General features: G+C 42.7%; 17 protein-coding genes. 12 read left to right on the forward strand and 5 right to left on the reverse strand.

The annotated features are described in order from the left end of the window. Positions 1–159 precede the first annotated feature (159 nt). From MKY54_RS13595 to MKY54_RS13615, 5 genes are read left to right on the forward strand one after another with little or no spacing between them, the layout of a single operon-like run. The gene (locus MKY54_RS13595) at positions 160–1,176 is read left to right on the forward strand and encodes an ABC transporter substrate-binding protein (protein WP_076280775.1); all 1,017 of its coding nucleotides are present in this window, start codon (positions 160–162) and stop codon (positions 1,174–1,176) included. Between the two features lie 13 nt (positions 1,177–1,189). Further along, complete coding sequence (locus tag MKY54_RS13600) at positions 1,190–2,206, forward strand: iron ABC transporter permease (RefSeq protein ID WP_076126037.1); 1,017 nt, start codon at positions 1,190–1,192, stop codon at positions 2,204–2,206. Between the two features lie 25 nt (positions 2,207–2,231). Next, positions 2,232–3,236, forward strand: coding sequence for an iron ABC transporter permease (locus MKY54_RS13605; RefSeq protein WP_076279113.1), 1,005 nt, complete (start codon positions 2,232–2,234; stop codon positions 3,234–3,236). Between the two features lie 19 nt (positions 3,237–3,255). Continuing rightward, on the forward strand, positions 3,256–4,056 hold the full coding sequence (locus MKY54_RS13610; protein WP_339190761.1) for an alpha/beta hydrolase-fold protein: 801 nt from the start codon (positions 3,256–3,258) through the stop codon (positions 4,054–4,056). 11 nt (positions 4,057–4,067) lie between these two features. Next, positions 4,068–4,820, forward strand: coding sequence for an alpha/beta hydrolase-fold protein (locus tag MKY54_RS13615; protein ID WP_339190763.1), 753 nt, complete (start codon positions 4,068–4,070; stop codon positions 4,818–4,820). A gap of 63 nt (positions 4,821–4,883) precedes the next feature. On the opposite strand, the gene MKY54_RS13620 is transcribed toward MKY54_RS13615, so the two are convergent. Then, on the reverse strand, positions 4,884–5,420 hold the full coding sequence (locus MKY54_RS13620; RefSeq protein ID WP_339190766.1) for an SRPBCC domain-containing protein: 537 nt from the start codon (positions 5,418–5,420) through the stop codon (positions 4,884–4,886). A gap of 51 nt (positions 5,421–5,471) precedes the next feature. Continuing rightward, complete coding sequence (locus MKY54_RS13625; protein WP_076126043.1) at positions 5,472–5,804, reverse strand: metalloregulator ArsR/SmtB family transcription factor; 333 nt, start codon at positions 5,802–5,804, stop codon at positions 5,472–5,474. Positions 5,805–6,149: 345 nt separating this feature from the next. On the opposite strand from MKY54_RS13625, the gene MKY54_RS13630 reads away from it, so the two are divergent. The 7 genes from MKY54_RS13630 (at position 6,150) to mnhG (ending at position 12,734) form a co-directional block, all read left to right on the forward strand. After that, on the forward strand, positions 6,150–6,788 hold the full coding sequence (locus MKY54_RS13630; protein ID WP_232061321.1) for a universal stress protein: 639 nt from the start codon (positions 6,150–6,152) through the stop codon (positions 6,786–6,788). A gap of 127 nt (positions 6,789–6,915) precedes the next feature. Further along, a complete protein-coding gene (locus MKY54_RS13635) occupies positions 6,916–9,780 on the forward strand; it encodes a Na+/H+ antiporter subunit A (RefSeq protein ID WP_339191192.1) in 2,865 nt (954 codons plus the stop codon). Next, on the forward strand, positions 9,780–10,115 hold the full coding sequence (locus MKY54_RS13640; RefSeq protein ID WP_036686402.1) for a Na(+)/H(+) antiporter subunit C: 336 nt from the start codon (positions 9,780–9,782) through the stop codon (positions 10,113–10,115). Before MKY54_RS13635 ends, MKY54_RS13640 begins: the two co-directional genes overlap by 1 nt. Continuing rightward, positions 10,112–11,590, forward strand: coding sequence for a Na+/H+ antiporter subunit D (locus tag MKY54_RS13645; RefSeq protein ID WP_076183579.1), 1,479 nt, complete (start codon positions 10,112–10,114; stop codon positions 11,588–11,590). The genes MKY54_RS13640 and MKY54_RS13645 overlap by 4 nt, the downstream gene beginning before the upstream one ends. Positions 11,591–11,594: 4 nt before the next feature. Continuing rightward, positions 11,595–12,068, forward strand: a complete 474-nt coding sequence (locus MKY54_RS13650) for a Na+/H+ antiporter subunit E (RefSeq protein WP_076126047.1) — start codon at positions 11,595–11,597, stop codon at positions 12,066–12,068. Continuing rightward, entirely contained in the window at positions 12,068–12,361 is a 294-nt protein-coding gene (locus MKY54_RS13655) for a Na(+)/H(+) antiporter subunit F1 (protein WP_076135632.1), read from the forward strand. Before MKY54_RS13650 ends, MKY54_RS13655 begins: the two co-directional genes overlap by 1 nt. Beyond that, entirely contained in the window at positions 12,336–12,734 is a 399-nt protein-coding gene (gene mnhG, locus MKY54_RS13660; protein WP_036686408.1) for a monovalent cation/H(+) antiporter subunit G, read from the forward strand. The genes MKY54_RS13655 and mnhG overlap by 26 nt, the downstream gene beginning before the upstream one ends. A gap of 133 nt (positions 12,735–12,867) precedes the next feature. On the opposite strand, the gene MKY54_RS13665 is transcribed toward mnhG, so the two are convergent. The 3 genes from MKY54_RS13665 to MKY54_RS13675 form a co-directional block, all read right to left on the reverse strand. Continuing rightward, the gene (locus MKY54_RS13665) at positions 12,868–13,245 is read right to left on the reverse strand and encodes a PilZ domain-containing protein (RefSeq protein WP_076126051.1); all 378 of its coding nucleotides are present in this window, start codon (positions 13,243–13,245) and stop codon (positions 12,868–12,870) included. A gap of 79 nt (positions 13,246–13,324) precedes the next feature. Then, positions 13,325–14,137, reverse strand: coding sequence for a hypothetical protein (locus MKY54_RS13670; RefSeq protein WP_339190772.1), 813 nt, complete (start codon positions 14,135–14,137; stop codon positions 13,325–13,327). A 60-nt stretch (positions 14,138–14,197) separates the two neighbouring features. Next, positions 14,198–15,571 (reverse strand): HAMP domain-containing sensor histidine kinase, encoded by a 1,374-nt coding sequence (locus MKY54_RS13675; protein WP_339190774.1) that lies wholly within the window; start codon positions 15,569–15,571, stop codon positions 14,198–14,200. Position 15,572: the final 1 nt, after the last annotated feature.

A 15,572-nucleotide genomic window follows, 5' to 3' on the forward strand; every position in this document is an offset into this window, starting at 1 on the left:
TTCACTAATCATTCAACGCAACTGTTAAATTACAAGATTTCATATAATCAAAGAAAAGTATTGATAATTATTCTCATATGATTTAATATGATAACGATTCTCATTATCATTACTTTAGTTTGAAGAATGATAAATAAAATATAGATGGGGAGATTGATTATGAATCAGAAAAAATATTTATTAGCTGGGGTATCAGCAGTTTTAGCTTTGAGTTTGGCAGCTTGCGGTAACAATGAAAAGGATAAGACAGCTTCAGAAAAAAGCACAAATAATGCTGCAGTAGCAACAGAAGGAACTGCAAATAACAAAGGAAATGCGGCTCAGGAGGCTGTTGCCACTGAACAAACCGTTACATATTTGGGCAAGGATTATGTCGTGCCTGCAGAGATTAATAATATTGTAGCAGCAAGTCTCGAATCTATGGAAGATGCTGCCATACTGGGAGTGAAACCTGTAGGTGTACTTGCAATAGCTGATGCCATTCCAGGTTATCTGTCAACTGACCTAGCGGGTGCATCCTTAGTGGGGGATAAATTTGCTCCAAGTAATGAAGCGATTCTGCAACTGGATCCAGATGTTATCTTAGGGTCTTCCAAGTTTGGGGAAGATGTGGCCGGCGCACTTAATAAAATTCAAACGATGATTCCTTATTCACATATTTCAACAAACTGGAAAGATAACTTGCTCTTATTAGGCCAATTATCCGGTAAGACCACAGATGCAGAAAAAATTATTAGTGATTATGAATCTAAAGCTGCGGGTGCAAAGGCTGAAATTGGAGAAAAGCTGAAAGATCAATCCATTCTAGTCATTCGCATTCGTCAGGGCAGTATGTGTGTGTATCCTGCTGGCGTTTATTTGAATCCGGTTATTTATGAAGATCTGGGTGCTGCCATTCCTGAGGTGATCTCCTCTACAGAAGCACAAGCAGAGCTTTCATTAGAAGCTTTGGCGGATATTAATCCGGACTATATTTTCTTGCAGTTTGAGACTAGTGAGAATACTGATAATGCAACAGCACTTGATGATTTGCTCAAGAATCCGATCTTCAAAAGCGTAACTGCTGTCAAAAATAATCATGTGTTTGTAAATGCAATTGATCCGTTGGCACAAGGTGGAACGGCTTGGTCTAAAGTAAGATTCCTGGATGCGGCAATTGAAAACCTGTTGAAGTAAAACCGAAGGTGCGATGAATAAGATGAATACAAAAAATTGGAAAGTTATATTGATCCTATCAACTTCTCCATTATTCATCGTATTAGCAATGGTTGTATCCGTCTTATATGGTGTTAAAGATATTGGAATATTGACAATATGGCAGGCGATTACACACTTCGATGCTAATAATGTGGACCACAACATTATTATGACATCTAGATTTCCGCGTGTAATCGCCGCTTTATTAGTTGGAGCGGCTCTGGCTGTTTCAGGGGCGTTAATGCAGGGGGTTACACGTAACTATCTTGCATCACCATCGATTATGGGAGTAAATGACGGATCGGCATTTGTTATTACGTTGGCTATGGTGTTTTATCCGGGATTATCGAATGTTCAGATGATTATTTTATCTATGGTGGGTTCAGCCATCGGAGCAGGTTTGGTTTTCGGATTTGGTTCATTGGTTAAAAACGGTTTATCACCAGTCAGGTTAGCTATTATTGGGACTGTAATTGGTACTTTTTTAAGTAGTATCGCCTCAGCAGTAGCGATGTTTTTTCAAGTCTCACAAAATGTTAGCGTTTGGTATAGCTCGAAAATACATACCGTTAATCCAGATATGCTAATATTATCAGTTCCTTTTATAATCGTTGGACTGCTCTTGGCGGTTAGTATTTCTAAGTCAGTAATGGTTGCTTCCCTGGGGGATGAAACCGCGATTAGTTTGGGTCAACGAACAAAATGGGTGAAAATTGTCAGTATTATATCTGTTATATGTCTGACCGGGACAGCAGTAGCTTTAGTCGGCAAGATAGCCTTTGTGGGTCTAATCATTCCTCATATTACACGTTTTATCGTAGGTATAGACTATCGCTTTATCATTCCTTGCTCAGCGGTGATTGGAGCTGTTTTTTTAGCGTTTTGCGATGTCTTAAGCCGTTATATTAACTTTCCGTTTGAGACGCCAATTGGTGTTGTAACAGCCTTTATTGGCATCCCTTTCTTCCTTTATTTAATTCGGGTTAAAGGGGGAGAGCAGCGTGGATAGAAGTAAAGTACAGTTTAGCCGCTATATGCTGACACTATTAGTTTTTATCCTGTTAACCCTTGTGGCCGGGTATTTTCATCTTACGAATGGCGTGTTTGATATGTCTGTAATGGACGTGATAAAAACACTGCTGCGAATAGATCCTAATGCTAAATTTGACCTGGTTATTTTTCAGTTTCGGTTACCACGGATCATTATTGCCTCATTAGTAGGAATAGGTCTGGGGATGGCGGGAACTGTCATTCAAGGGATTACCCGTAACGGGCTGGCTGATCCAGGTATCCTTGGGATTAATGCAGGCGCAGGAGCTGCCATCGTTGCATTTATGTTTTTCTTTCAGATGTCGGGAGTTACTTTTTTTAAAGAAAGCTGGTTCTCGATACTAGCCATGCCGCTGTTTGGTTTTGTAGGTGGGCTTGCCGCAGTTGTCATTATCTTTATTTTTTCATGGCGGAATGGTGCACTCGATATGCAACGCTTGATTTTGACAGGGATCGCGATTAGCAGTGGTTTTGGTGCGTTGTCGTTGTATATTTCTCTGAAAATGAATGCAAGTGATTATGAGATGGCTGCGGTTTGGAGTGTCGGAAGTATTTACAGCGCGAACTGGACTTATATCATTACGATCGCACCTTGGGTGCTTATTTTAGGATTTATAATGTATCGAAAAAGCTATTTACTCAATTATTTTCAATTGGAGGATTCCAGTACAAAGAGCTTAGGGATCTCTGTAGAAAAAGAAAAGCTGATCTTTCTGTTATGCAGTGTGGGGATCGTAAGTGTTTGTGTATCTGTATCCGGTTCTATAAGTTTTATAGGCTTGATGGCTCCTCATATCGCCAGAAGATTAGTAGGGATTAATCACCGCTATATTATGTTATCCAGTGCAGTGGTCGGGATGTTTTTGCTGGTGATCTCGGATTATTTTGCCAAAACAATATTTCAGCCGGCAGAGTTACCCGTGGGTATAGTCGTTTCGATTATTGGAATTCCTTATTTCTTATATTTATTAGCAAAGTCAAGAGTGTAGGGGAGAGTGTACAGAAAAAATGACAACACAAGTAGAGCTCGAACACACAGAATCATGGAAACTTGAATCTCAGTATACGGGTTACACGTACGATATAAAGGTTTCTCTTCCCAGAGAAGCAGCACCAGAAAAGGGCTTTCCCGTGTATTACATGCTCGATGGTAATTCATATTTTCAATTGGGTCGGGATGTTGTGAAATTGCAGTCAAGAAATGCCCCGAAAACTTTTATTGCACCAGCAATTGTAATTGGCATTGGACATTATGGTTCAGATGAAGAGGTCTCCAAAAGAAGATTTTATGATTTCACACCTCCGGCGAAGCAGTATGTATATCCGGACCGATTGAAAGATGCTGACATAGGACCACATGGTGGAGCTGAGAAGTTTTTGGCTTTTTTAGAATTAGAGTTAATGCCAGCAATCATCAAGAAATATAATGTGGATCAGCATAAACAATCCTTGTTTGGTCACTCTCTCAGTGGTTTATTTGTCCTCTGGACGTTATTCACTCGTACGAAGCTATTCCAGTATTATTTGGCCTCTAGTCCATCCATTTGGTGGAATGATCATGAAGTCCTGACGTATGCGGAGCAGTTCTATCACAAGGGTCAAGAGCTGACGGCCGATAAACAAAAGTTATTGATTACCGTAGGGAGTGAAGAGTCGTTTATGGTCGATGACGCAGCAATATTATTTTCAAAATTGAATGAGTATGCTTTGCCTAATTTAGAGGTTAAGCACTATGTCGCACCCAATGAAAATCACGCTTCTGTAGTACCAACGATTATGAGTAGAGCGTTTCGAGTGCTGAACTGTTAAGGAGTGGGGATATGACGCAAATGAGGGCAGGCGAGCTTGTGCTTTTTGAACATATGGATCGTCAGATTACCGTGTATTTACCGAAAGAATATCATCTATTTCCGGAGCGGATGTTCCCAGCGGTTTTCTTACAGGATGGAGATTTTTTGTTCAAAGAGGCGATTACAGCTATAGAGAAAGATGTAGAAGAGGGAGTAACAGAGCCGGTTATTTTTATCGGGATTGATTCTCAGCTGCGGAATGATGAATATACACCTTGGGAAATGCCTGCTCTTTTTAAGGATTGGTCCTTTGGGGGCAAGGGCGATGATTATTTGAATTATGTCTATCAGGATCTTGTACCCTATATCAAAAGCTCCTATCGCATCTCCAACGAGCCGGAGAAATTGGCTTTGGGTGGTGTTTCACTAGGTGGATTAATAAGTCTGTATGCGATGTACAAGACTGAAGTTACTGTTGGAAATTTTATATTGATATCTGCGTCTGTATGGTTTAAAGATTTCATTCATTTCATGGAGACTTCAAGACTAGATAGGGAATGCAGAATTTATATGTATGTTGGTGAAAAGGAAGGGATCCACAAGACAAATGCCCAGAAGGACATGGTGCCTAACAGCAAACGTGCTTATGATATTTTAAAAGAGAAGATTGTTGGAGCGGATCAGCGAGTGAAGTTTGAGACGGATCCGCTGGGCACGCATAATGATACGTTTTTCCTGCAATATTTTCCGAATAGTATCAGGTTCTTATTTCCAGCAAAATAAACATAATAGGACGAGCAGGAGAGAGTATCCTTGCATCGTCCTACTTATCGTGTGATAGCTGCTCTAGTTATTCTTCTGTAAATTCTCAAGATGGGCGTCCAAATTATCGAAGGTTTGGGAAATCCCCTCTAACATCCCCATATCAATCACTTGTTGCAAGGCTTCCGGAGAAGTGTATTTACCGGAATTCACCAGCTTCGTTTGACCCTCCAGGTCGATAAAATCTAGCTGGACAAGCGTTTCAGGCAAATCTTTTGAAATATTACCCTCTGCATCTGAGAATCCATCTGTATAAATGACTTGTTCTGGGACTGTAATTTCCTTATACAACGCCTTGCCCCAAGACTCCATACCGTAGAAATCCCCTTGATTCTTATCCACGCACTTCATGCAATAATGCCAAGTACCCCCTGGACGGAAATCGACATTACATACGGGAAGCGTCCACCCTTTTGGACCCCACCAATGCTTCAAATGCTCAGCCTCAGAAAAAGCCTTGAATACTAGCTCACGTGGAGCTTGGAATACGCGCTCTAATACTAATGTGTTGCCATCAACAACTTTGGATACCACTTGGTTGGACGGGTTAGAATTTGTCATGGGATAGATCCTCCTCAAATTTGTTTGCTTCCTGCCAATTTCGACCTGAGGCTATGATTTATTATTGTTTTCATTGCTCTGTAGCTTTTGTAAATAATCATCCAGTCGATCGTATCGTTCTTCCCATATATGGCGGTAGGAGTCTAACCAATCGTCTATTTCCTTAAATGGATCAGGACGGAGCTTGCAAATGCGCTTGTTAGCAACAGCTTGAACTTCAATTAAGCCCGCTTCACTAAGGACGCGCAAATGCTTGGACGCTTGAGGCTGCCGTAGCTGAAGACTTTCTGCAATCTCCCCAACGGTTAGAGGATTCTCGCGTAATAGTTCAACGATCTGCATGCGGTGGGGCTCAGCTAAGGCACTCATAACGTTAGTATTCATAAACAAGGATCACTTCGATTCATTAAATTCATTCGTATCTCTATTATGACATACTGTGGTTAAGCGGCTCTATAGCGCCTCCTTTTTGGTATTTCCTGTTTGTGATGATAATATACCACGGAGGGAATATTCCTGTAAAGGAATATATAATAACCATTGTATGACAACTGCTAGAGAAGGGCATGATACAAGCATTAAAAAGAAATATGTTCCATGATAACCAACAAACTTTACAAAAAACATAGGAATAGATATAATTAAGTATAACTTATCGGGTTTTAGAATTACGCAAGGGGCCTAACGCCAGTGGGCTCCTTTTGTATTTCTTGGCCATGTTACAGGAGGGTGAAGGTCATACACAATGAAAAGATTATGGTTTGTGTTCATTATGGTCCGCATGGGGAGCGTTTAATCCGGCGTGGTGTCCAACTATCTGAAATTATAGGGGCGCCATTGTTTGTATTAAATGTCGATAGTTCGGATATTGATGAATATAATCAGAGCAAAGAAATGTATATGACGGTCTGGAAACGTCTTGCCGATGAAGCTGGCGCTGAGTTTATCATTCGGAAACGTGAAGGCCGAAAAACAACAGATATTATTGTAGAAGTTGCTGAAGAGAATGAGGTCACACAGATCGTCATTGGACAATCTGCTCAAACTCGGTGGCAGGAGCTTACCAAACGTAATTTCATCAATGAACTCATTGGTAAAATGAAAATGATGGATCTGCATGTCGTGGCTGTGCAGCGGATGCGTGCAGGGCTGGAAGAAACCCATGAGGAAGGCGTTATCGCTTACCTGGTCAAAAACGGGGCTGAGTACCAGCTCAGTGATGAACCTCAGGGAGAGTATTCGCTTAAGGGAAAGTTCTTTCACGAACTACACACAGAATTTGAGAACGGTTTATTCAGAATTGAGCAAGAAGATGGAAAGGCTAGATATCTGCATATTTGTGATGGCACATTGACCGATTCTTTATAATCGGGCTTGCCCTTATCAACATTGGGGCCTTGTATAAAAGGCCCTACCAATCATATGATCTTTGGCTTTTGGTAAAAAAGTAAGTACTAAAGTTCACAACTTGATAAGCTCAAGTGGAAAAGGAGGACTGCCTTTGCTGCATGTAATCATACTTGTTCCGTTTCTAATGGCCTTAGTAATCGCACTTTTGTCCAAGAGAGCACCCAACCTTCATAGAGGATGGCTTGTTTTCCCTGGTTCACTCGTTTTGTTTGTTTATTTCTTAACCCGGATTCCCGTTATTAAAGGTGGGGATTTGGGATATGAAACCATTTCATGGATTCCTTCACTAGGAATTGATTTGGTTTTCCATCTGGATGGATTAAGTTTGTTGTTTGCTTTGTTAATCACTGGGATGGGTAGTCTTGTAATTATCTATTCAATTTATTATCTGGACCGGCGAAAAGAAGCGTTAACCCCTTTTTATATTTATCTAATGTTGTTTATGGGGGCAATGCTTGGCGTTGTGCTCTCGGATAACTTGATGGTGTTATACGGCTTTTGGGAATTAACAAGTGTTTCGTCATTTCTGTTAATTGCCTTTTGGCATCGGCGGCAAAAATCGCGGTATGGTGCTCTCAAATCTATGTTGATTACCGTATTTGGTGGTTTAGCGATGTTTGCCGGCTTTTTAATGCTTTATGTAATGACAGGCACCTTTAGTATCCGGGAAATTTGGAGTGAGGTTGGCGATATTAGCGGGCATGCTTTATTTATTCCGGCGATGCTACTAATTCTCTTAGGCGCCTTCACCAAATCAGCTCAGTTCCCGTTTCATATCTGGCTGCCGGATGCCATGGAGGCACCGACACCCGTCAGCGCCTATCTGCACTCGGCAACGATGGTTAAAGCTGGATTGTATCTTGTCGCCCGTTTCAGCCCTGTTTTTGCGGGGCAATATGAGTGGTTCTGGGTTGTGTCAGGCGTCGGTTTGATCACCTTGATTTATGGCTCCATCCAGGCGATGAAGCAGACGGACCTGAAGGCTCTATTAGCCTATTCAACGATTAGTCAACTTGGACTGATTATGGGATTGCTGGGAATGGGATCGGCAGCGGCATTTTATGTAGGGGAAGATTCAGTCTTTTACACTGCTGCAACAACAGCGGCTATCTTTCACCTTATTAACCATGCCATCTTTAAAGGCTCTTTGTTTATGATGGTCGGTATAGTTGACCATGAGACGGGTACCCGCGACCTGCGAAAGCTGGGCGGATTGATTTCCATTATGCCGGTTACCTTTACGGTAGCGATGATCGGCAGTTTCTCGATGGCTGGTTTGCCGCCATTTTCCGGGTTTTTAAGTAAAGAGATGTTTTTTACGGCTGTTCTGAATATCCGAAACCTGGATATATTGTCTATTCCCTCGTTGTTTACGCTCTTCCCGGTTTTGGCCTGGATTGCCAGCGTGTTTACTTTTGCATACAGTATGATTTTGGTTTTCCACACCTTTTTCGGAAAATATCAGCCTGAGAAGCTGGACAAAAAACCGCATGAAGCCCCATTTGGACTTCTGCTTGCCCCGTGCCTGCTAGCAGTGCTGTCTATATTTATCGGTTTTTTCCCGAATATATTATCCAAAACACTTATTATCCCTGCAATGAATGCTATTCACCCTATCTTGCAGACCGGAGAACCCTTTGTTGTGAATATTCATTTCTGGCACGGCTTTACACCAGAAATATGGATGACACTTGGTGTTGTGATTCTTGGTATTATTGTATACCGAATCTATGGCCGCTGGAGTCTGGTCGATAAAGAATGGGGCAGTGGCTACACTTTAAATCAAGTCTATGACGGAGTAATCCGGCTGGTCGAGAAATCGTCTAGGGCGTTGACTGGCACCTATATGACAGGTTCCATGCGCCATTACTTGATGTATATCTTCGCTTTCCTGATCGTAGCCATTGGTGGAGCCGTGTGGTATACCGATGGAATAACGCTTGGGACAACTGAATATGCTCCGTTTTCTTTGTTTGAAGTTATTGTTGTTATGGTTATGCTTGTGGGCGCTTTGGCTATCCCCTTTGTTCGTTCCAGAATCACAGCCATTTTGTTAACAGGAATGGTTGGTTATATGGTTACTTTACTCTTTGTTCTGTTCCGGGCACCTGATCTGGCGCTTACCCAGATGATTGTCGAAGTAGTATCCGTTACATTGTTCCTGCTATGTTTTCGGCATTTGCCTAAGCTGGAGAAAGAGCCGCTCAAACTTCGGTCCCGCTTGCCTAAGCTAATTATTTCCATCGGGATGGGAATAACTATGACATTGGTTGCACTTGCTGCTTTAGGCAGTAGCCCGTTCGAATCCATCTCGAAATATTATGTGGAGAATAGCTATACCTTGGGTGGCGGTAAAAATATTGTTAATGTTCTGCTCGTTGATTTCCGCGGCTTTGATACCATGTTTGAAATTACAGTGCTTGGCCTTGCCTCACTTGCTATTTATTCCATGATCAAACTGCAGTTGGATACGGATGGAACTATTGCCCCACTGAAGCGGGCTGTGAAGGATAATAAACCACGTTCTTCTGTAAGTGATGATGTGTTACTACAAGCGGTAGCTAAAGTAGCCTTCGTTATGATACTAATATTTTCGCTTTATCTGTTTTTCGCCGGACATAATAATCCGGGAGGCGGATTTATTGGAGCATTGATGGCATCAGCCGCATTGGTACTGCTCGCCATTACTTTTGGGATTGATATGGTTGAGAAGGTATTGCCTATCGACTATCGTAAGTTAATCGCGGTTGGGATATCTGTAGCTTTTCTTACAGGAATAGGTTCGTTTTTATTCGATGTACCTTTTCTGAGCCAAGCGTTTGGCTATTTCCAACTGCCACTTATGGGCAAAACAGAACTGACCACAGCAATGTTCTTTGATCTCGGTGTTTTCTTAGCTGTTATTGGTGTCACTATGAATATCATATTTACGATCGGGAGGGATAGCTAATGGAGCTTATTATTGCCCTGGCGATCGGTGTACTGTTTTCCGTAGGTGTTTATCTAGTTCTTTCCAAAAGCTTGCTGCGCATCCTTCTGGGAACCACTTTAATAACGCACGGCGTTCATTTGTTGTTACTGACAATGTCTGGCCTCAAGACAGGTGCTGCACCATTGCTGGGTGAGGAAGCGGAAGCTTATGTCGATCCTTTGCCGCAGGCGCTCATTTTGACCTCTATTGTAATTAGCTTTGGAGTAACAGCATTTTTTATTGTTTTGGCATACCGGACTTACCGCTCGACGGGTACCGATGATGTGGAAGGAACCAAGGAGGAGAGACGATGAACAACTTGTTAGTGCTGCCTCTGCTGATTCCGGCCATTACGGCAGTAATACTCATTTTTCTGAAAGAACGAGTACGTCTGCAACGAATCATAAGTGCCGTGAGTGTGTTTTTAAATATCTTTGTTGCAGGATTCATTGTGTATCAGGTAAATACAAACGGTATCCAGACTTTATATATGGGGGGATGGCGTCCACCTTATGGCATTGTGTTTGTTGCCGATATGTTTTCGGCATTGCTCGTGTTGACTGCGGCCATTGTTGGCGCGGCTTGTCTGTTTTTTTCCTTCGCTAGCATTGGGGAAGACAGGGAACGGTTTTATTACTATCCGTTTTTCCATTTTTTATTAACCGGGGTATTTGGCTCTTTCCTCACCGGGGACCTGTTTAACTTGTTTGTCTGCTTTGAGGTGCTGTTAGTTGCCTCTTACGCTTTGATCGTACTTGGTGGGTCCAAGGGTCAACTGCGAGAGACATTAAAGTATGTATTAATTAATGTGATTTCCTCTTCCTTGTTTGTGGCGACGATTGCTTATTTATATGCCGCGACAGGAACACTGAATATGGCGCATCTATCTATGCGTGTAGCAGAGGCGGGACAAGGCGGTGTAATGAACGTCATTGCGGTTCTGCTGCTAATTGTATTTTCGATTAAGGCAGGTTTACTGCTCTTTTTCTGGCTTCCCGATTCTTATAGTGCACCGCCATTGGCTGTTAGAGCCCTGTTTGGGGCTTTGCTAACCAAGGTCGGATTGTATGCAATTACTCGTACCTTTACTTTGATTTTTATTCAAGAACCGGGACTTACCCATACATTGATTGCCTGGATGGCGGGGGCGACGATGATACTTGGGGCAATCGGGGCATTGGCATACAACGATTTGGGCCGAATATTTAATTATAATATCATCATCAGTGTAGGATTTATTGCTTTTGGGATCTCTGTTGCGACTCAGGATTCGTTAAATGGTGTAGTGTTTTATTTAATGCATGACATGGTTGCCAAAGCATTATTATTCTTCCTGGGTGGGATGATTATCTCAGCTTCAGGCACTGACCGCTTAAAAGAAATGGGTGGTTTAATCCGACGTTATCCGTGGACCGGCTGGATGTTTTTTGTACTGACTTTGGCATTGGTTGGTGTTCCACCCCTTAGTGGTTTCGCTGGAAAAGTGATGATGGTGCGGAGTGGATTTGGCGAGAATCACGTGGCTCTGGCGCTGATTGCACTTGCATCCAGCTTCGTAGTGTTATATTCCTTGATCAAGGTATTCCAGCAAGTGTTCTGGGGTGGCGAGAAAAGGGAAGAACAAGTCAAACCGCTTCATTATAAAGCTATGATGGCACCGGCAGCTGTTCTGTTCGCGATTGTAATTCTGATGGGTGTGGGTGCGGAGACGGTAAACGGACTTGTCAGCCAAGCCGGAGCTGTACTGGCTGATCCAGCACTATACATTAACGCTGTCATGAAGGAGTGATACTATGGCTTTTCAACTATTATTGAATTTCATGATAGCATTCCTGTGGATGTTCCTGCACAATGACTGGACTGGGCCACGTTTCGTCATTGGTTTCTTGATCGGTATCCTCATTCTGCTCGGAATGCGACGTTTTTGGCCCAGATTATATCTAGGAAAAGTGTGGGCAATTATTAAGCTAATCCTGTTGCTGCTGCGGGAGCTGGTCGTTTCAAGTTATGTAGTAGTAAAAGCTGTTCTGAGACCGGAGCTTAATATACGTCCAGCAATCTTAAAATATACTACAGAGCTGAAATCGGATTGGGAAGTGGCTACGTTGATCACATTGCTCTGCCTTACTCCCGGATCTGTGGTACTTGAAGTTTCGGATGATAACCGGACTTTGTATATTCATGCCATGGATGTTGAGGATCCCGCACAGTTCAGAGCGAATATCCGTGACACCTTTGAGCGTGCGATATTGGAGGTGACCCGTTAATGATCCAATTTATTCTTATGCTCTCGCTTACGATTATGGCGCTGGCGATTGGTGTATGTGCCTGGCGGTTGTTGAAGGGACCTTCTTTGCCCGACCGGGTAGCGGCACTGGATACGATTGGAATTAATCTGTTAGCCATGGTAGCCGTTCTTTCTGTTTTACTCCGAACGCAGGCTTTTATCGAAATTATTTTGTTAATAGGCATTCTTTCCTTTATCGGCACGACGGCATTTGCCAGATACATCGAAAGGGGAGTGGTGCTAGAACATGGAAACGATCAAGACAGTCGGTGAATTGCTGTTTGCCTTATTAATACTGATGGGGGCATTGCTTAGTGCTGTAAGTGCTTATGGTCTGATTCGGCTGCCTGATGTTTATCTGAGATCACATGCCGCTGCCAAAAGTGCCACCCTTGGTGTTTTATGTGTTCTGAGCGGGGCCTTTCTATATTTTGCATTTTTTCTAGATCATATAAGTGCTAAGCTGCTACTGGGGATTGTCTTTGTATTTATGACCTCACCTTTATCTGCACATTTGACGGGCAGAGCTGCTTATCGCTCAGGGGTTCCCTTATGGAATCGCAGAATTCAAGATGATTTAAGAGAGGTACTGGAGAAAGAAAAAGCTGTAGCAGCATCCCCTGAACGGGATGTGCCTCAAGAATAAAATCCATGGAATGGTGATCTGCGATTTCGGATTACAACAATAAGTTTGGATCGCAATAGCTAAAAAGCAACAACCCTGCATGAAAACGCGGGGTTGTTGCTTTTTTAGATTAAAACTACTCTTTTTTGTTATCTTAACGAACTAATATTTTGCCTTCTCCAGCAAGTATGCGAAGTACTCTTGGGAGTCGATCACCATCATTCTCAGGGATGTCCAATTGAATGCCGTAGTGGAAACTGCCTTGTTGTTCTTTGTTCCATTTCAATATTCCTTCTATGTACATAGATTCATCCGTAAGATTCATTTCCATGCCAATGCGTACTAAGTTATTTTCTGGGTTGATATTGAGGGGTAACGATAAGTGGCAACCCGATCGACTGATATCGAACAATACAGCCCTTACAGGCTTGGAAGGAACCTGGATTCCGTTAATAGTAAGAATATGAAGATCAAATGTTACAGGTTCTTTAAGGGTATATCGAAAAGGTTCGGTTCTGCGATTAGTGTTCATATGCTCCTCCATACTTTTCCATGTAATATAAATTATCGACATAAAAGTAGGATTAGTGAAGAGCTGATTCTATTTTTGATTATTTCAGTACTTGAGCAGTCTCGTAGGTAAGGCAGCGCAGACTTTGATCAGGATAACGCATTTCTGCCGTGTAGCTGCTGCCATCTTCCAGCATCATCTGAACAGCGACCATGCCGCGTTTATCATTGGTTTCAGTGTTGATCAGTGTTGCTGTAGCAATTTTCCGGCTTTCTTTTTGTTTATCTGTAAGGATAGTTATGGCCGCATTGATCCAACGGGCATCTTTATAGATAGTGCTGGCAGCAGAAGCGCTAATTGGTGTTCTTTTCAGAGCATTATTAATCGCGGTCGTATTCACTACCATACCGTTTATGGGATCAATTAGTACATCATATTCCCAGAATTCCTTACCTTGCCCTTCTAGCGTCTTGGCGTTATATGGACTGAAATGTACAGCCCATGTCCACGGCAGCGAGGTTCGGGTATCACTCAGAATAACCCGCATCTGCAGCTTGGCAATGTCCACATCGAATAATTTGCGAACGCTTGAAGCAGCCAGAATAACGGCATCAGTTTGACTCAGATCCCCTGCAGCAGGTGGTGTGACAATGGTCCGTTTGGATTCAGAAGTCTCATGACCAGCCATGTCTATGAAATTGTTAATGGGTTGTATTTCTTTAGGACTCATCTGCGGTTGTAGATCGTCATTCACTGTGGAGGACACCTGCGTTGGTGCTTCCAACTTCATCCCTGGGGTTTTGGTGCTGGTTAAAGCTAAATGGGTGGTGTTTTGAATGACTGCACTGACGATTAGCAGACTCCCCGAGAACAGGAGTACAGCTAAAGTAGTGGGGAATTTTTTGTTATTCACTTGAATAACCTCCATTTGCTTCGGATGATGCTGAATCTTCCTAACCTTAAACTATAGATGTTATAGAGTAGGTGAACAGATGTTATGGAGTTGTAAAAAGATGCGGATACTTGTTCCTTGACCTAAAGTAGAATTGAGTGAAATTCTAGTTTGATGCGCATCTGCGATTTGCTTGCATAAAGATAAACCAAGACCCGCACCCCCGTATTCGCGTGTGCGCGATTTTTCACCTCGATAAAAGGGTTCAAATACACGCGCGCTCTGTTCCGGTGTCATCCCAAATCCTGAATCACATACTTCCAATATGGCTTCATTTTGCAATACATAGGCAAGCAAGCGGATGGTGCTCCCTTGCGGAGATGCATGAATGGAATTTTCGACAAGGTTAACCAAGAAGGAAGTTAGCAGATCATGATCACCCCAAACCGCAGGGATGGAATAATCCATTTCTAGTTTGATGCCTGCTTCGTCCAATTTAAGCTGCTCAATCTGTTTAACCGATTTGAACAAATCTGATATGTCTACTTGTTTCAGAGTCAGAGGATGATGCCGTAGGACGGACAAATCCAGCAGTTTGAAGGCTAAATTCTTCAGGCGTAAAGTTTCACTAAGGATATATTGACCAGCCTTCTGCTGTTCTTCCTGGCCTATATTCGCGGAAGTCAGAAATTCAGCAAATCCCTGCATACTGGTTAAAGGTGTGCGCAGTTCGTGGGCGAGGTTATCGACCATTCTCTGCTTTTCATCGGCCATATTAGACAGTTCGATCACGTGCTGCTCCACTGCGTTTGCCATTCGGTTAAAGTTCAGGGCTAACTCACCAAATTCATCTTTACTGCGCAACTGCACGCGCTCGGTATATTTGCCTTCAGCGATCGTTTTTGTAGTCTTTGAAAGCTGTTTAAGTGGTTTGGTCAACTGCCGGATCAGCAAGTAGAGTAATAGGAGCAGAATTGGACCGATAATCCAGTTAATCATTACAAAAAAACGGTTCAGCTCATGCTGCTTAGCATACAGGTCACTGATATCACGTTGATAAACGATCGACAAAGCTTGATAGGGAGCAGGGAGCTCAGTAGAGAGTTGAATAGAATGTGACTCCGGTGTTGAGACTGATGGGACTCCGGCATTCGGATAAACCAGCTGGTCATTCTCCCAGAGCTGTAGTCCGATTCCCTGCTTATGATAAAATTCACCATAGGATTGAGCCACACTTGAGATTAAAGTAGAGGTAAGTGTGGCCCCACGGGTCTGAATCGATTCAAGATTTTCATAAATGTTGTTTGCAATTAATAGCTGTTCGCTTGAAGCACGCTGCATTTCGCTGTCCATGTTCAGCTGCCAGCTTTTTTTCATAATCATGATTACACTCACATCTAGGGCGACGATGAAGAAAGCGAGGACTGACAGCAGAATTTTATGCCAGAATCTCATA

This window comes from Paenibacillus sp. FSL P2-0121 (assembly GCF_037975345.1).
Classification (GTDB): domain Bacteria; phylum Bacillota; class Bacilli; order Paenibacillales; family Paenibacillaceae; genus Paenibacillus_AQ; species Paenibacillus_AQ odorifer.